Origin of the sequence: Paenibacillus dendritiformis, from assembly GCF_021654795.1 — a bacterium.
In the GTDB taxonomy this organism is placed as follows: Bacteria; Bacillota; Bacilli; order Paenibacillales; family Paenibacillaceae; genus Paenibacillus_B.
This window is the reverse complement of the sequence record NZ_AP025344.1, coordinates 2034251-2051053: the sequence shown is the minus strand read 5'-3', so window position 1 is coordinate 2051053 and position 16803 is coordinate 2034251. Positions and strand designations below refer to the sequence as shown.

Annotated in this window: 18 protein-coding genes and 4 tRNA genes; 6 read left to right on the top strand and 16 right to left on the bottom strand. The window is 53.1% G+C overall.

Annotation, left to right across the window (positions count from 1 at the left end; all coding sequences use genetic code 11):
* Nucleotides 1–53: 53 nt before the first annotated feature.
* Nucleotides 54–374, top strand: a complete 321-nt coding sequence (locus tag L6439_RS09035; protein WP_168178903.1) for a methyltransferase — start codon at nucleotides 54–56, stop codon at nucleotides 372–374.
* A 38-nt stretch (nucleotides 375–412) separates the two neighbouring features.
* Here L6439_RS09035 and gndA read toward each other — a convergent pair whose 3' ends face one another.
* A complete protein-coding gene (gene gndA, locus L6439_RS09030) occupies nucleotides 413–1825 on the bottom strand; it encodes an NADP-dependent phosphogluconate dehydrogenase (protein WP_213469108.1) in 1413 nt (470 codons plus the stop codon).
* A 162-nt stretch (nucleotides 1826–1987) separates the two neighbouring features.
* Complete coding sequence (locus L6439_RS09025) at nucleotides 1988–2584, bottom strand: hypothetical protein (protein ID WP_168178905.1); 597 nt, start codon at nucleotides 2582–2584, stop codon at nucleotides 1988–1990.
* 138 nt (nucleotides 2585–2722) lie between these two features.
* Here L6439_RS09025 and L6439_RS09020 point away from each other — a divergent pair, with 138 nt between their 5' ends.
* Nucleotides 2723–3358 (top strand): YktB family protein, encoded by a 636-nt coding sequence (locus tag L6439_RS09020; protein ID WP_213469107.1) that lies wholly within the window; start codon nucleotides 2723–2725, stop codon nucleotides 3356–3358.
* Between the two features lie 149 nt (nucleotides 3359–3507).
* Here the strand turns inward: L6439_RS09020 and L6439_RS09015 are convergent, their stop codons facing one another.
* A complete protein-coding gene (locus L6439_RS09015; RefSeq protein ID WP_168178907.1) occupies nucleotides 3508–4686 on the bottom strand; it encodes an MFS transporter in 1179 nt (392 codons plus the stop codon).
* 203 nt (nucleotides 4687–4889) lie between these two features.
* Here L6439_RS09015 and L6439_RS09010 point away from each other — a divergent pair, with 203 nt between their 5' ends.
* Both L6439_RS09010 and L6439_RS09005 read left to right on the top strand, forming a co-directional pair.
* Nucleotides 4890–6365, top strand: coding sequence for an aminotransferase class I/II-fold pyridoxal phosphate-dependent enzyme (locus tag L6439_RS09010; protein WP_168178908.1), 1476 nt, complete (start codon nucleotides 4890–4892; stop codon nucleotides 6363–6365).
* Between the two features lie 144 nt (nucleotides 6366–6509).
* Complete coding sequence (locus L6439_RS09005; protein ID WP_168178909.1) at nucleotides 6510–6926, top strand: DUF1885 family protein; 417 nt, start codon at nucleotides 6510–6512, stop codon at nucleotides 6924–6926.
* Between the two features lie 111 nt (nucleotides 6927–7037).
* On the opposite strand, the gene L6439_RS09000 is transcribed toward L6439_RS09005, so the two are convergent.
* Complete coding sequence (locus tag L6439_RS09000; protein WP_168178910.1) at nucleotides 7038–7346, bottom strand: DUF1292 domain-containing protein; 309 nt, start codon at nucleotides 7344–7346, stop codon at nucleotides 7038–7040.
* Between the two features lie 162 nt (nucleotides 7347–7508).
* Nucleotides 7509–8102, bottom strand: a complete 594-nt coding sequence (locus L6439_RS08995) for a stalk domain-containing protein (RefSeq protein WP_168178911.1) — start codon at nucleotides 8100–8102, stop codon at nucleotides 7509–7511.
* A 213-nt stretch (nucleotides 8103–8315) separates the two neighbouring features.
* On the opposite strand from L6439_RS08995, the gene L6439_RS08990 reads away from it, so the two are divergent.
* A complete protein-coding gene (locus L6439_RS08990; RefSeq protein WP_168178912.1) occupies nucleotides 8316–9053 on the top strand; it encodes an MBL fold metallo-hydrolase in 738 nt (245 codons plus the stop codon).
* Nucleotides 9054–9132: 79 nt separating this feature from the next.
* Here the strand turns inward: L6439_RS08990 and L6439_RS08985 are convergent, their stop codons facing one another.
* Nucleotides 9133–9363: a DUF3892 domain-containing protein gene (locus L6439_RS08985; RefSeq protein WP_087442190.1), complete on the bottom strand. Its 231-nt coding sequence runs from the start codon at nucleotides 9361–9363 to the stop codon at nucleotides 9133–9135.
* Nucleotides 9364–9435: 72 nt separating this feature from the next.
* A complete protein-coding gene (locus L6439_RS08980; protein ID WP_213469106.1) occupies nucleotides 9436–9879 on the bottom strand; it encodes a GNAT family N-acetyltransferase in 444 nt (147 codons plus the stop codon).
* 141 nt (nucleotides 9880–10020) lie between these two features.
* On the opposite strand from L6439_RS08980, the gene L6439_RS08975 reads away from it, so the two are divergent.
* Nucleotides 10021–10200 (top strand): hypothetical protein, encoded by a 180-nt coding sequence (locus L6439_RS08975; RefSeq protein WP_168178898.1) that lies wholly within the window; start codon nucleotides 10021–10023, stop codon nucleotides 10198–10200.
* A gap of 750 nt (nucleotides 10201–10950) precedes the next feature.
* On the opposite strand, the gene L6439_RS08970 is transcribed toward L6439_RS08975, so the two are convergent.
* From L6439_RS08970 to L6439_RS08930, 9 genes are all read right to left on the bottom strand, one after another.
* Nucleotides 10951–11026, bottom strand: a tRNA-Val gene (locus tag L6439_RS08970).
* A 167-nt stretch (nucleotides 11027–11193) separates the two neighbouring features.
* Nucleotides 11194–11916, bottom strand: coding sequence for a uracil-DNA glycosylase (gene ung / locus L6439_RS08965; protein WP_213469105.1), 723 nt, complete (start codon nucleotides 11914–11916; stop codon nucleotides 11194–11196).
* 140 nt (nucleotides 11917–12056) lie between these two features.
* Nucleotides 12057–12145, bottom strand: a tRNA-Leu gene (locus tag L6439_RS08960).
* 44 nt (nucleotides 12146–12189) lie between these two features.
* Nucleotides 12190–12266 (bottom strand) — tRNA-Ile (locus L6439_RS08955).
* A gap of 27 nt (nucleotides 12267–12293) precedes the next feature.
* Nucleotides 12294–12370, bottom strand: a tRNA-Met gene (locus tag L6439_RS08950).
* 109 nt (nucleotides 12371–12479) lie between these two features.
* Nucleotides 12480–12644 carry a hypothetical protein gene (locus tag L6439_RS08945; protein ID WP_164776213.1) on the bottom strand — a complete coding sequence of 55 codons (165 nt, stop codon included), beginning with the start codon at nucleotides 12642–12644 and terminating at the stop codon, nucleotides 12480–12482.
* Nucleotides 12645–12839: 195 nt separating this feature from the next.
* Nucleotides 12840–14300: an ABC transporter substrate-binding protein gene (locus tag L6439_RS08940; RefSeq protein ID WP_213469104.1), complete on the bottom strand. Its 1461-nt coding sequence runs from the start codon at nucleotides 14298–14300 to the stop codon at nucleotides 12840–12842.
* Nucleotides 14301–14466: 166 nt separating this feature from the next.
* The gene (locus L6439_RS08935; protein WP_213469103.1) at nucleotides 14467–15915 is read right to left on the bottom strand and encodes an ABC transporter substrate-binding protein; all 1449 of its coding nucleotides are present in this window, start codon (nucleotides 15913–15915) and stop codon (nucleotides 14467–14469) included.
* 3 nt (nucleotides 15916–15918) lie between these two features.
* Nucleotides 15919–16800, bottom strand: a complete 882-nt coding sequence (locus L6439_RS08930) for an ABC transporter ATP-binding protein (protein WP_168178918.1) — start codon at nucleotides 16798–16800, stop codon at nucleotides 15919–15921.
* Nucleotides 16801–16803: the final 3 nt, after the last annotated feature.

Below are 16803 nucleotides of genomic sequence, written 5' to 3'. Positions count from 1 at the left end.
AAGAAGGTACAAGCATCGCCGGAAGCGATGAGGCCGCGTAGGAGTGAATCGGCATGTCCACCCTGCCCTCCCCGGATTCCCAATCCGCACAGCGCAGCGTATCCGCCCGAATGGCCCGTATTATGGACACGCAGCATCCGCTGTGCAGAGAAGATATCGTGTGGGTACTGAATTTCGTCAAAAGCAAGCTTACCGAAAAGGATGAAGCCTGGGCCCGTCTCGGTCCGGAACGGATTCTGCAAAACTTCCGCTACTTCGCTGAAATCTCCCTGCTGCTTGTTCGCGGTGCAAGCTTCAGCGAGAGATCGGAGCATATCCGCCAATATTTGGCCGAAGCCACATACGGGCTTCTGGACCGGGAAGGCCATCCGTAAATAACGCCGGGCCCACGCGGGCCCGGCGTTATGATGCCTTATTCGGACAACCAGTTATAGTGGAAGGTGCCTTCCTTGTCGACGCGCTTGAACGTATGGGCGCCGAAGTAGTCGCGTTGGGCTTGAAGCAGGTTCGCAGGCAGCCGCTCCGTGCGGTAGCTGTCGAAGTACGCAAGCGCGCTCGCGAAGCCCGGCACCGGCACGCCGTAAGCGACTGCCGCGGCAACCACTTGACGCCATGCCTCCTGGTAGGTTTCCACAATATTTTTGAAATAAGGATCAAGCAGCAAATTTTTCAGCTCCGGATCCTGATCATATGCTTCCTTGATGTTATGCAGGAAGCGGGAGCGAATGATGCAGCCGCCGCGGAAGATCATGGCGATGTCGCCGTAGCGCAGGTTCCAGCCGAACTCGTCGGATGCGGCGCGCATTTGGGCGAAGCCCTGGGCATACGATACGATCTTGCTCGCATAGAGCGCCTTCCGTACATTCTCGATGAATTCGGCCTTATCGCCCGTGAACGGCTTCGTTGCCGGTCCTTGCAGCACCTTGCTCGCGGCGACGCGCTCTTCCTTCAGGGCGGACAGGAAGCGGGAAAATACCGATTCCGTAATCATCGACAGCGGCACGCCAAGATCGAGCGCGCTTTGGCTTGTCCATTTGCCCGTGCCCTTTTGCCCTGCGGAGTCAAGAATGACGTCCACCATCGGCTTGCCGGTCTCTTCGTCATACTTCGAGAAGATGTCGGCCGTAATCTCGATCAGGTAGCTGTCAAGCTCACCATTGTTCCATTCCTTGAAGATCGAATGAAGCTCCTTCGTATCGACGCCAAGCACGGTCGTCAACAGATGGTACGCTTCGCAGATCAACTGCATGTCGCCGTACTCGATGCCGTTGTGAACCATCTTCACATAGTGGCCCGCACCGTCAGGACCGATATACGTGCAGCAAGGATCTCCGTTAACCTTGGCCGAGATCGAGGTCAGAATCGGCTCTACCAGCTTATAAGCACTCTCCTGGCCGCCTGGCATAATCGCAGGCCCCTTCAGCGCTCCTTCTTCCCCGCCGGATACGCCCGCTCCAATGAAGCGAATTCCCTTTCCTTCCAAATATTTACTTCGGCGCTGAGTGTCCGGGAAGTGGGCATTCCCGCCGTCAATAATAATATCCCCTTGATCGAGATGAGGCAGAAGCTGTTCGATCGTCGCATCGGTAGCTTGTCCCGCTTGAACCATAATCAGGATCTTGCGCGGCACAGCCAGGGAGTCCACGAATTCTTCAATGGTATATGTACCTGTCAACTGCTTGCCTGCCGCCTCTTGCAGAAGCGCATCCGTCTTCTCGCGCGAACGGTTGTAGACAGATACGGCGAATCCGCGGCTTTCGATATTAAGCGCCAAATTTTTGCCCATTACGGCAAGGCCGATGACACCAATTTGATTCTTCGTCATATGGTCCTTCCACCCTTTATCTATAATTTGATATAGCCTAACATTACGCCTATTGTACCGCACAGGAATACACCCTGCAACATTCCGCCCCATTTAAATCTTGCGGAAGGAAGGGTGTATCGGGGTATTGGATGACCGGCCTTCGCATACTGCAGCGCATCATTACCATTCGAGCTGAATCATTTCCCGGCGCAGAAGCTCGAGACTCTTTTTACACTCCTCCGCCTTCTCCGCATCATTCGTTCGCATCGCTTCATGCAGCTCCGACAGCGCATAATCAATCTCGAGCCGAAGCTCGCCTATCCGCTCCTCCGCCTGCGTGGACGCGAAAGCCTGCGCCATCTCTTCCATTGTAATAATGGGCCGCTTCTGATACAGCACCCGCTGCTCGGGTCCGCATATTTCCACGAGGCGAATCCGTTCGCCGAACATAATATTTTCGACCAGCACCTGTCTGTCCTTGCATCGGCGCACGACCGCATGGCCGCGCACATGCCCGATCAATCGCTCAATGAATTCGGATAACTTCTCGTCGCGGATCGTATAGTCGCCTACCAGCTTGAACCGATCCTGCAAGCGCTGAAAACGCAATTTGACCAGCTTCCGCCCCGTTCGGATAGACACGATAAACAATGTCTCATTCTCGCTCCAGTACAAGGAGTATCCTTCCTGTATCAGATCCCGAATGAGGTTTTGGATTTGCCGGCGGTCAAAGCGCAGCTCCAAATTCCGGTATTCGACCTCATCACTGCGGTTCACGGCAATCCCTCCTTACGATATCGTATACTTCATCATATGATTCGGTAACTTGGTTATTGACTCGAATTGCTCGCGCCAATCAAGTTGGTGCATAATATGGTATAATCGGCTTACAACGGCACGAAAGGAACGATAACGATGAGCACGTCATTTACCGGATTTAACGCAACCGACTTCCAGGTTTTCCTGACCGAAGGACTGGAAGCCCGGATGGAAGGAATCCGCGAACATATCCAGCCCAAGTTCCGAGCGATTGGCGAAGAGCTTGTCGGCGATGCCGCTGTGCAGAGCGGCCAAGAGATGTTTTTACATATTGCGAAGCATGCCCGGCGCACGGTCAATCCGCCGAAGGACACATGGCTTGCCATCGGTCCGAATAAGCGCGGCTACAAGTCGCTGCCCCATTTCCAGGTCGGTCTGTTCGATGACCATGTGTTCATCTGGCTGGCCTTCATCTATGAAGTGGCGAACAAGCGCAATATCGCGAGCATGATGCTGAACGATACGAAGCGGTTCCGCTCGCTTGTGCCGGCCGACTTCGTGATCTCGATGGATCATATGCAAAAAGACAACGTCCGCCTCAGCGATATCAACGATGAGGAGTTGAAGAAAATGCTTGTCCGCTTCCGCGACGTCAAGCAGGCGGAATGGCTCGTCGGGCGGAACATCGCCGCCCACGATCCGGTGCTGTCCGACGGCGAAGCGTTCATGGCGCTGGCCCGCCGCACGCTGACGGCGCTCATGCCGCTCTATAAGCTGGCCCTGGAGGCGTAGCTTCCGCACGCGTTCGCCGGCCCCACGGCGCGACAGGTAACCGGACAAGCCGCAGCGCAGACAAAAGGGTGATTCCCCGAGAGTACCCGGGAGAATCACCCTTATTTTGTGCTTGCCTCCAATCTTATGAGCCGTCCAAGACGGAGGGACTATATGGAAGTTCCGGCCGAAGCCTTCGCCCGTTCCGCCGCCGCGAAGCGAACGAGCAGGCCGATGGCCGCCAGGCACAGAATGCCGCCAACGATATAAGGCAGATTGGCGTTCCATTTGAAGATGGCCACGGCCAGCAGCGGTCCGGCGATCCGGCCGAAGCTGTCCATGGAGGAATTGAGACCCGATGCGACCCCTTGGCTGACCGTCGTCTTCTGTGTGATGAGGGAGGTCACGCATGGCCGGATCAGCGCGTTGCCGATTCCGAAGACGCATAAAAATATCGTCGCGTTCACCATATTGGACGACAGCAGCAGGAGGAAAAAGCCGAGGGCCGAAATGACCAGCCCGGCGCCAATCGTCTTCTTTTCCGCTCCGTTCTTAATATAGCGTCTGACGATGCCGCCCTGCACAAGCGCGCCGGCGAGGCCGCAGTAGAAGAACATGAAGCCGATGTCCACGGCCGTAATATCCGGAATCCGTACCGCCTGGAAATAGAGCAAGGTGGACTCCAGCCCGGCCAGCGTAAAGGTCACGAAGAAGGACAGCACGTACAAATATTTCATCATGCCGGTGAAGGCCGTCCAGCGGGAAGGCGCCGCCTCGCGCGGCTGCATCCGCTTCTCCTTCGGCAGCGATTCCTGCAGCAGTGCGAAGCCGAGCAAGCAGGTCAGCAGCGTCAACGCCGACGCGGCAAAAAAGGGCGCGTTATGGCCGAGCTTGCTGATAATGCCCCCGAATGCGGGCCCGAACGTGAAGCCGAGACCAATCGCCATGCCGACCATCGCCATCCCCTTCGTCCGCCGCTCCGGCGGCGTAATGTCGGCTACATAGGCGACGATGACGGCAGTCACCGCTCCGGAGAACAAGCCTCCGAGCAAGCGCGAGGCATACATCATCCACAGCGAGCCGTCCGCCAATCCGAACAGCGCGTAGCTGGCGCTGAAGCCAAGCGTGCCGATGAGGATGATCGGACGTCGGCCTACTTTTTCTGATAGCGCTCCCCACAATGGGGACAGAATAAAGGAAACGAGCGAATACAGCGAGAGCATCAGCCCCAGATGCACTTCGTTCGCTCCAGCGTCGGTAATCATCATCGGCAGGACCGGAATGACGATGCCGAATCCGATAAATACCATCATCAGCATGAGCACGACGACAGTCATTTGTTTTTTCATGACACAGTTCCCTCCTATGTATACGTTCATCCTAACATAATTGGTTAGCAACGAAAATGACTAAAATGCGACAAATGTCACACTCTTCGGCGCCGCCGAAAAACTGCTTGCATTCCGAAACGTTTTTGTTAAACTTATCATTGTTTGCGTCAAGATGCGCAAACCTATCTGCATTTTCAGCAAGAAAGGTTGTGATTACGGCGATGAACCACCATCGGACGCCTCTTTTTTCCGCTTTGAAGGAGCATGCCGCCCGGAACCCGGTTCAATTTCATATTCCGGGACACAAAAAAGGCGCCGGCAGCGATGCCGAATTCCGGGATTTCCTCGGAGATAACGCCTTCTCCATAGACTTGATCAACATTGCTCCGCTGGACGATCTGCACCAGCCGACAGCCGTCATCGCCGAAGCGCAAGCCTTGGCTGCGGATGCCTTCGGCGCAGATTATACCTTCTTCAGCGTGCAGGGCACAAGCGGGGCCATCATCACGATGATTATGTCCGTCTGTTCACCCGGCGACAAAATTATCGTGCCTCGCAATATTCATAAATCGATTATGACGGCCATTATTTTCGCCGGGGCTCGCCCGGTGTTCGTATCGCCGGCAAGGGACGCCAATCTCGGGATCGATCACGGCATCACGACCCGATCGGTCCGCCGGGCGCTGGAGAAGCACCCGGATGCGAAGGCGGTTCTGGTCATCAATCCAACCTATTTCGGCATTTGCGCCAATCTGAAGGAGATTGTCGATCTCGCCCATTCCTACGGCGTGCCGGTGCTGGTCGATGAAGCTCACGGCGTCCTGATCCACTTCCACGAGAAGCTGCCGATCTCGGCAATGGAAGCAGGCGCGGACATGGCGGCGACCAGCGTTCACAAGCTGGGAGGCTCTATGACCCAGAGCTCGGTTCTCAATGTCAATGTCAAGAACGGGCTTGTCAATCCATACCGGGTCCAGACCATATTCAGCATGCTGACAACGACCTCTACTTCCTACCTGCTGCTCGCTTCGCTGGATACGTCCCGCCGCAATCTGGCGCTGAACGGCCACGCGATCGCGGAACGCACCATTGAACTGGCCGAGGAAGCAAGAGTGCAGATCAATGCAATTCCGGGCTTGTACTGCTTCGGGGAGGACATTCTTGGCGGCGAAGCGACCTATGACTTTGATCCGACCAAGCTGACCATTCATGTGCGCCATCTTGGGATCACCGGCTATGAGACGGAAAACTGGCTCCGGGAGCATTACCAGCTCGAAGTCGAGCTCAGCGATATGTACAATATTTTGTGCCTGGTGACGCCGGGCGATTCCCGGGACACGATTGAGACGCTCCTGACGGCTCTCCGGGAGCTGTCTGCAACGCATTTCGAGAAGAACGAGGTGCAGGAGCTTATCGTGAAAATACCGGAAATCCCGCAGCTCTCGCTCATTCCGCGGGATGCGTTCTACGCCGACACGGAAGTCGTTCCGTTCAAGGAGTCTGCTGGACGCATTATTGCCGAGTTTATTTATGTTTATCCGCCCGGAATTCCGATTCTCCTGCCGGGCGAGGTCATTTCGCAGCAAAATATCGACTACATCCGGGAACACGTCGACATCGGATTGCCGGTCAAAGGTCCGGAGGATCGAAATATAGAGTACGTCAAAGTGATCGTGGAAGAAACCGCGATATTTTAAAAGCGGCAGGCCGTCCAGCTATGGGCGGCCTGTCCTGTATCCACAGGCGCAGAGCGGGATGTCCTGCTGCGCCATGAAAATATTGCCAACGGGCGGGCGCGATGATATGATGAGGATGATCCGACGTTGCATGGAGGTGGAAGGATGACCCAAAGCGCATTTATTACGTTTGTGGAAGGATCGGCCGTACCATCCGTCACACTGGATGAACTGAGAGAACAGCTCCTCAGTTACCGACACCAGACCAGCTTGACTGGAGAGCAGTTGGGGTGGGAATACGCCGATGCCGCGTTCCCCTATACGATCGAGACGAAGCCCGAACACGAAGAGGATTGGTTCTACCTGAAGGGAACCTCTCCCCAATACCATTTTATCGTGTTCGGTTCCGGAACCAAAGAAGGAGATCCGCCCCGTTCCCGCGTCCAGGTCGTCCTGCCGGAAGGAGCGACCCATGGCGACAAAGCAAAAGGAAACGAGCTATGCAAATATTTGGCCAAGAAATGGAAGGCTGAGTTGACCTTGTTCAACGGCAGGACCATGTACTTCAATCCGCGGAAATAATCCGGCGGCTACGGCAGTTTACATAAGTGACAGCAGCTAAAAAGCTCCGAGCGGCCGCTCGGAGCTTCATCGTCTTCAACCATATTCCGCTGAAGAGCTGCTTTGTTCGGATTAGTCTTCCTGGGATGCCACCAATTGATCGTAAGCTTGCTGGACGCGTTCCCATTCCTCGTCGTCTTCAATCGGATTCAGAACCATATCTTCATCCTCTTCGTCTACGCGCACAATGATCCCATCCGCTTCCGGATTGTTGCGTTCCAGCAACAGAGCATATACTTGCTCGCCTACATTGAACGTCTCGACGAGGGCCATATCGATTTCATTTCCTTCTTCATCTACCAGGGTGACGACCAATTCGTCGTGTTCGTGGTCATGTCCGCAGCCACAGTCATGGTCATGATTATGTTGATGTTCGCTCATGCGTGAATCTCCTTTGTTTTCAGGTAATGGGTTGGTTACACTTCCGTATCGTACCACTTTCTGAAGGGCAGGTCAACGAAGCAGGAGCGATGTCACCTATGTAGGCGGAAGCTGATCCGTTCATAAGTTCACATTTCCCTGACACGGAATCGATGTACGCGCTCAGATGGCCGGCAGCTTCTTCTGGGACACGAGTGTAAATTCTCCATCCTTTTGCTTGAGATAGCAAGAGATCAGGTAATCGCCCTTCGATTTGAAGTCGTACTTGAAGTCGTCCGTACGCAGCCAGAGAGGGTCATCTTTTTTCTCCTCGACGTTGAACTGCTGAATCTGAGTCGCATTCCCTTTCGGGTCGGTAATCGTAAATTTTACGGCCTCCAAGGAAGAAGGAAAATTATCAACTTGGGCAAATATGGAAAACGATGCTTTGCCTGTCTGAACTTTACCGAACGGGGAATTGTCTTTGGATAAAAGGATATCTACGTTCGGCTTCTCGATAATGACTTTTTTATTGGCATCGTCCCATGTGACGAATGCTTGCAGCGTGTCACTCAATTGGCGGACGGACAAAAACGCTCGTCCATCGACCATTAGCCCCCCGTCCTGAATCGTGTTTCCGTTTACGACGACCTGTACTTTTTCTCCTACTGTAGCCGTCGATGCTGCCTCTTGCGCCGAGACTTGTACCGTTGCGAACGTTCCGCTCAAGATGGTACCGAGCAGAGCCAGTGCTGCGATTCTTCTTCTGCTTGTCATCGCGATACCTCCAACTGCTTAGTTGTTAAGTTATACTCAGCTAAGCATGGAGAGTTGCGGAAAAAACCTTTCGTTTCCGGTGTTTTTGCGACCTGACATTCCCGCATGCGCTCTTCCCGTCCGCCCGTTCACTTGTGAATTCCAGATGCAGGTGTTAGAGTAAAAGCAAAATCATGCCGACAATTTGTTGATGAACCGTGACGGAGGGATTGGATGACACTGCGCATACAAATGATTGGCACAGGAAGTGCCTTCGCCAAAAAATATTTCAACAATAATGCGTTACTATATACGAACACCGGCAAGTTGCTCGTGGACTGCGGGATCACGGCGCCGCAAGCGCTATACCAGTTGGGCGTCTCGTTCGATGAATTGGCCGGCGTCCTGATCAGTCATATACACGGCGATCACGTGGGCGGCCTGGAGGAGTACGCATTTCAGATGAAATTCCGGTACCACCGCAAGCCGAAGCTGTTCATCGCCGCTCCGCTCGTCGTTCCGCTCTGGGAGCATACGCTCAAGGGCGGGCTGACGCAAGAGGGCTTGACCTGCCTGGAGGATGCTTTCGATGTGCACCCGCTCGAGCCTTCCCAGACCTCGGAGCCGCTGCCCGGTCTGAAGGTACAGCTGCTGGAGACGCCGCATATTCCCGGAAAACGAAGCTTCTCGTTTCTGTTCAATGATACGTTCTTTTACAGCGCAGACATGCAGTTCCAGCCCGAGCTGCTTCGCCGGCTCGTTCAAGAGCAAGGCGTAACGGCCATCTTCCACGACTGCCAACTAAGTGGTAAAGCCGAAGTGCATGCGGGGCTTGATGAACTGCTCACCCTGCCGGATTTCATTCAGGAAAGATTGTGGCTGATGCATTACGGAGATGAACGGGAGGCCTTCGAGGGCAAGACCGGGCGAATGAGGTTCGTGAAGCAGCAAGAACAGATGGAGATTCAATAGCAGACACAACACCGGCAAGCAGCGCAACCGCGCACCGCTTGCCGGTGATCTATTCTCTGATGCCGGCCATTCCTCCGTGTCAAAACAGCGGCAAATTATCCAGATTGTTCGTCGGGTCCCCGTCTGCGTCGCCGCGCAGATACATCCCTCCGTCTCTTCCTTTGAAGACATTGACTCCGGCTATGTTCCCCGCCTGAACCTCGTTTAGAGCTTGCTCGTAGGACAGCTGTCTTCCTGTGCTTGTCTGGAATGCGGTCAAATCGCCATCCCCGTTCTTTTGCACGGCCACGATCGTCTCTCGGTTGTCCATTCGTTTCGCCTCCTGAAGAAGATGTTCTGCATGAAGCAGACCCTCTTAGCTTTCCCGGAGAGCTGGTGAATATTACAGCTTCTTCTCCATGCGGACATGCAGAATGCCCGCATCGTAGAACGGCTCTTCCGATACGGTCGTATAGCCGAGCGAGTGATAAAAGCCTTCCGCCTGGCACTGCCCGTCCAGCACGCTCTTCTCCGCTCCCATGGAACGGGCAAGCTGCTCCAGCGCCACCATGAGCGAACGGCCGATCCCGCTCCCGCGGAACGGCTTTAATACAGCGATGCGCTGCATTTTGGCGGTCGTCTCATCCAGCCATTTCATGCGACCGGTCGCCGCTACTTGTCCGTCTACCGTGATAAGAATATGATTGCTGTCCGCATCAAGGCTATCCAGTTCATCGATTTCTTCCTCCAGCGGCACCTTCTGCTCTTCCACAAATACTTCCTTGCGAATCTCCAAACATTGTTGAAGCTGTCCTTCGGATTTGACTTCAATCACTTCTGCTGCCATTGCTGCACCTTCCTTGTCAATCAATTGTCAAAATTATGCACAACTTTTTGGTTTTAGATAAGATATCATTATACAAAAAATTAGATTTCATGTATAGTTAGATGTGATCCATCTCACAGTAGACTTGAAGGAGGGAACGCATTGAATTCAATAATGGTCACCATTATTGTATCGGTCATTTTCTTCATTCTAACCATTTGGCTATGCCTGTTCGTCACCAAGAAGGCCTATTCCCGCAGATGGGAAGAGGAGACGACATTCCTTGATACCGATCAAGCCCGTGAAGAAGAGCAGGGCGGCCGTGCCGTCGCCAAGCCCTAATCATCACAATAACGGCCTTGTTCCCGTGCCGCAGAAAGGTTGAATTTCTGGGCAGGAACAAGGCCTTCAGTCAGGCTCTCGATTAAGGCGCGTATACACGGGCCGGGACACCGGCGCCGTACACGTCCTGTTGAATAACGGGCGTAGACGGTCCAAGACGATCAGGCTGTGGCAAGGGAGCCGCGCCACGCGCCCAGGATGTGTACCCCACAGCAACCAATAGGACACTCAGCAGCGCGGCCACAAAGACCAGCCACTGTATGCGACTATTCATCCCTAATCCCTCCGAATGCTCGCAACTTCAAAATCACTATTGGCATTTTCCCCTGAACCCCATGCTTTTAAACCTGATCGGCCGAATAGCGGGCCTTGCATTCACTCTCGGATGACACACTTTCCCTCACCGACTTGAAAAGCCGTTCCGCCTTTTTAAAGACTCTCCCCTTCGCTTCCTATTTTCTCGTTACGATTCCTTCGTTCATTCTCTCGCTGGCTCAGTGAGAACCATACTGCCGCTCTGTTGTGCGTTCTCCCTTTGGCGCAGGACAGTCCCATAAATCTCAAATTCCCTTTACCTCTTTTTACCTCTGTCCAACTCACCTGCGTTGTCGGGATACCGAGCATAAGAAAAAAAGACCTTACCACATCCATGCCAATGTACGCATATTCCCGGAAGGTTTGTGGTTGGCCCGAAGGATAAAAAAATATAAAAAAGCCCTTGAAAGTTCAAGGACGTCGTCGTTAATAGTATGGTGTTCTGAGACGGGCTCGAACCGCCGACCCCCACCCTGTCAAGATGGTGCTCTCCCTACTGAGCTATCAGAACACACCGATAGATATAGTATACCATCCGACAATGGTCTTGTCAACACATTATTAGCACCAGGCCCTTCCGTTCCTTCCATAAGGTTGCTCAGGTGCTTCCGCCATGGCGAGAAGCCTCTCTGTCCGTTGCATTCCGCGACCGGCACAGACAGAGGGCTTTCGTCACTTCTAGGCGTTCTTATCCATCTGCGGCAATTCTTCCACAGGAATACCGGAAACGGGAGGAAGCTGCCAATCGATCTCGGTCTCTCCGCGTGAGCGCAGCCATTCATTGACTTGCGAGAACGGGCGGCTGCCAAAAAATCCGCGATGAGCCGACAACGGGCTCGGATGCGGGCCTTTGACGATGCCGTGCCGTCTCGTGTCGATCATGGCTTGCTTCGCTTGGGCGAAGGATCCCCATAGCACGAAGACAACCGGCTGCTCCCGCTCATTCAACAGCTGAATAATGCGATCGGTGAATCGTTCCCACCCCATGCCGCGATGGGATGCCGCTTGCCCCTGACGCACGGTCAGCACCGTGTTCAGCATCAGCACGCCCTGCTTTGCCCAAGGGATGAGACAACCATGCTGCGGCATTGTCGTGCCGATATCGCTTGCGCTCTCCTTCAGCATGTTCACAAGCGAGGGGGGAATACGAACGCCCGGCTGTACCGAGAAGCTTAGTCCATGCGCCTGTCCAGGTCCATGATACGGGTCTTGCCCTACGATAACGACTTTCGTGTCTGCATACGAAGTATAATGTAGCGCAGAGAAGATAAGATCGAATGGCGGATATACCACCGTACGCTCATACTCCTGCTTCAGCCATCCCCATAACTGTTTGAAATAGGGCTGCCTAATCTCGTCATGAAGCAATGCTGCCCAATCCTCTTGAATCTGTATCGCCATAGCCGTTCCTCCCCTTCCTTCACATGAGTCAAGCGATATGAAGCGTGCGTCAGCCTTCTGCCCATACCGGTAAAAATAAAAAAAGCTCTGCCAATGACCGCTGTCATCCAGAACTCTCTATGTACAGGCATTTCAATTAATGGTGCCGAGGACCGGGATCGAACCGGTACGGTAGTCACCTACCGCAGGATTTTAAGTCCTGTGCGTCTGCCAATTCCGCCACCCCGGCACATACAGTGTGCGAACACTATGAATCTTTGAAAACAACGGTTTTGGTGGGCCCTGAGGGACTCGAACCCACGACCAATCGGTTATGAGCCGACCGCTCTGACCAACTGAGCTAAGGGCCCCTACGCCATTGCTTTATGCAAAAATATTGGTTGCGGGGGCAGGATTTGAACCTACGACCTTCGGGTTATGAGCCCGACGAGCTACCGAACTGCTCCACCCCGCGACATTTTTTATAATCTTGCTTTCGCAGCGACAAGTATTAGTATACTATATCAGTACATGAACAGTCAAGATAAATGTATAAAAAAATGATATTTTCTTACGTTTCCGCTTCAGAGAACGAAGCGGACTCCGTACTTTCCTTTGCGGGAGCGGAAGACCTCAACCTCATATGGCGTGTCATACCCATATATCCATGCATCCTGCTCCAGCCGTTCCTGGAGGCATCGGGCCTGGAACTTCGTATTGTACAACTTCCCCCAATATATCCAATGCATTGCCATCCCGGCTCCTTTCTTCGTCAGTCGGTACTATTGTGTTCGATATACCCGACAATCATGCAGCCATGTGATGCGGACGGCGCGGGACGGTAACGGCGGCGGCGGCCCGTAGAAACAGCGCCGCAGCAGAGGTTGCCGCAACGTAAAAAGACCGGCAATGCCTGAGCGGGCCTGCCGATCCTTATAGATGATTTATTCGCTATGGACAGGAGCAAGCTGCTTCTTTTTCAAAATCTGGTTGCCCTTCGTCTCCCATTCCTTCAACGCATCGCTAACACTCTTCTTCTTGTCGATCACTTCCTGGAACAAACTGCGGCCGATTTCTTGCACTTCCCACAAATTCGAATACATCATGAATAACTCTTCATCATTATGTTCTGTAGGCAGGACGGGCTTCATGGTGTAGAAAGCCGCTATATTGAAATCTGTCCCCTCCTTTGGCTTAAGGTACTTCTGGCGGGACACCAGTTCACCGCCGTTGCGGGAACGGAGCTTCGCCCATTCGTCACTTGATACGAATTTGACGAACTCCCAGGCATCCTCCGGATTCATCGCCTTCTGATTGATGGCAAAAATCTGGTGCAATGAGACGAAGCCGGATATTCCAGGGGCTTCCGCATGGGAAGGCACCGTCACGACATCCCAATCGAATTTTGTGAAGCCGTTGATTTTGTCCCCGTACTTCATCGCTTCCAATAGACTGGAATCGATATACCAATAATCCGCGAGCACCATAGCCGCGCGTCCGGACAAGAAGTCGTCATAATGGAACGGATTGTAATGCTCATCCTGCATCTCCGGCAGTTCCCTGTCATCGCCTGGAATAATCTTCTCATTAACCAGCTTCGCGAACATCGTCCATACATTTTTCCACATCGGCGTATTGACAGTCATAGAATCTGCTGTGTCATCGAACCTGCGAAGATTAAGCGGCTTAACATAGCCATCCATGCCCGAGTACGGATCAGTTTCGTAATTATTGAAAGAGAAGCCGTAGATGCGCTCCTTGCCCTCGCCCTTCGATATAAGCTTCGCCTTGTCGAACACTTGCTCCCAAGTCATATTGTCTGTCGGCGGCTCAACTCCCGCTTCCTTGAATAGGGTCTTATTATAAAATAAAGCCTGTGAGCTAAATGTCGGCGTTAGGCCGTACAGATTATTGTCTCCCATCGCCTTCAGCCCGTCAATGACCGTCGGCACGAATTCGTTCGTATCGATTTTATCCTTCTGAAGGAGCGGATCGATCTGCTTGAGCAGACCGTCTCGCGCAAACGCTTGGTATTCGCTCGCATCAAGAACGACCACATCCACCGGATTGGCTCCGGTCAACAGCTTCTTAAGTAATTCCGTATAATCTGGCTCCTCATACTCCCCGTTCGAGCTCCTGCGATTCCATTTCATCTCCTTCCAATCATTCGCAGAGACGATTTCAATGCTGACGGCCCCCTGCTTCGAAAACTCGAATAAGTCGGTATATTCCGAGCGGAAATAACTCTCGTAACCATTCCCTCCGCTCACTACGCCGATACGCAGCACACGCTCCTGGCCTGGCTTACCTTCATCTGTTGTCGTACAAGCACCCAGCATCGGGATGATCATCGCCACGGGGATCGTCGCCATGAACAGTTTTCGGACCCATTTTTTTGAACGCACGGGTTCCCCCCCCTCTAACTCTTTCCGGTGTGCGGATAATAATCTTATCTTCGTCTATTTTCCATCGATGCGTTATCTGTAATGTGAAGAGCCTGCAGGTACGGGTACCTGCAGGCGTCCAGCGCAATCGGCAACAACATACGTTTTATGATGATTCTGCAGGCCTTTATTTGCTGTAGACGGGATTGGCCTGTTTCTTTTTCAAGACCTGATTCCCCTTCGCCTCCCATTCCTTCAACGCATCGCTTATGCCTTTCTTGTTGTCCATAACCTCCTGGAACAAGTTGCGCCCAATCTCAACCAATTCATATAAACTATATTTTGCCAACAACTCTTCCTCTTTCTGCGCTGAAGGCGGAGTCGGCTTCATGGTGTAGAAGGCGGAAATATTAAAGCTGAGCCCATCCTTAGGCTGGATATACTTCTTCCGCGCTACCAGCTCATAGCTGCTGCGGGAGCGCAGCTTCGCCCATTCATCGCTTGACACGAACTTGACGAAATCCCAGGCATCTTCGGGATTCGCCGCCTTCTGATTGACGGCAAAAATTTCTCTTAAATAGACGGAACCGGAAATGCCCGGAGCTTCCGGATGGGAAGGGAACGTCACGACATCCCAATCGAATTTCGAGAAGCCTTTGATTTTATCCGCGTTTTTCATCGCATCCGACAGATCGGAATTGATGAACTGATAATCGCCGAGCACCATCGCCGTTCGCCCGGACAGGAAGTTGTCATACTGGAACGGATTGAACTGGCCTTCCGGACTTTCAGGCATTTCCGCGTTTGGACCCGGAATTGTCTTTTCAGCGACCAGTTTGGAGATTGTCGTCCATACTTTCTCCCACTGTGGACTGTTGACTGTCATATAATCCGCCTTATCATCGATCATCCGAAGATTAAGCGGGGAAATATACGTATTTATCATATCCCAATACGGATCGCTGCCGAAGTAATGATTGAAGGAGAAGCCATAGACGCGATCTTTTCCTTCGCCCTTGGACACAAGCTTCGCCTTATCGAAGACTTGATCCCATGTCATATTGTCCGTCGGCGGCTCGACCCCTGCTTCATTGAATAACGTCCTATTGTAGAATAAAGCCTGGGAGGTGAATGTAGGGGCTAAACCGTACAAATTATTGTCACCCATCGCCTTCAACCCGTCGATGACCGTCGGCACGAATTCGTTCGTATCGATTTTATCCTGCTGAAGAAGCGGATCGAGCTGCTTAAGCAAGCCCTCCCGGGCAAGCGTCTGGTATTGCGAGGCATCGAGGACGACCACATCCACCGGGTTGGCTCCGGTCATAATCTTCTTCAACGCCTCTACATAATCCGGCTGTTTATATTCTCCGTTCGATTCCCATCGATCGGACTGATCCACAGCAGGGACGATCTCAATGCGAATGGCCCCTTGCTTCGAAAATTCAAACACGTCCGTATACTGGGAACGGAAATAAGTATCATCATTCCCTCCGTACAGGACGCCGATGCGAAGAACACGCTCTTGGCCTGGCTTCACTGCATCTGTCTTCGTGCAAGCTGCCAGCATCGGAATAATCATCGCTATGGCCATGGTCGCCAACAACAGCTTTCGTACCCATTGTTTTGAACCCACAGGTTACCCCTCCAACTCTTTCGGTGTGCGGATAATAATTTTATCTCCGTCTATTTCCATCGATGCCTTATCTGTAATGTGGAGAGCCTCCAGGTACTCCTTCGGCACCTGCAGGCGCCCAACGCGGTCGACGACGACATACGCTTCATGATGATCCTGCAGTCCTTGCCCTGCAACCCCTTGATCCTCCTCCCCGTTCAGATTCGGATTTCGCTTGATGAACTCGGTGCTTGTCAAGCCGTCGCGAATGGCAACAACCCGATCGACCTTGCCCGCCAGCGCCAGATCGTGGGTAACAATGACGACCGTTACTCCCATTTCCCGGTTCATGCGCCGGAAAATATCCATAATCATATCGGACGTCTGCGTATCTACCGACCCCGTCGGTTCGTCCGCCAATAATAATTGGGGACGATTCGCCAGCGAGATCGCGATGGCCACCCGCTGCTGCTCCCCGCCCGAGAGCTGATGCAGCTTGTTGTTCATCCGGTGACCCAGTCCGACCGCCTCCAGCAGTTCCTTCGCATAAGCGCGGTCCATCTTCCCTGCGAGCATCATCGGCACTTCCACATTTTCCAGCGCGGTCAAATAAGGCAGCAGATTGCGGGCATTGTTCTGCCAAATGAAACCAACCGTATCCCGCTTGTATTCAACTAGCTGCTCATCGGTTATCTTCAGCAGATCCCATTTGCCGACCCGCACGGTGCCGGCCGAAGGGCGGTCCAAGCCGCCCAACGTATTCAGCAATGTCGATTTGCCGCTGCCGCTGTTCCCGATAATGGCCATCAATTCTCCTTGCTTGACGGTCAAGTTCAAGCCTTGCAGGGCCACGACTTCGATATCATCTGTCTTGTATATTTTGACAAGGCCTTCACAATGAATCATCGC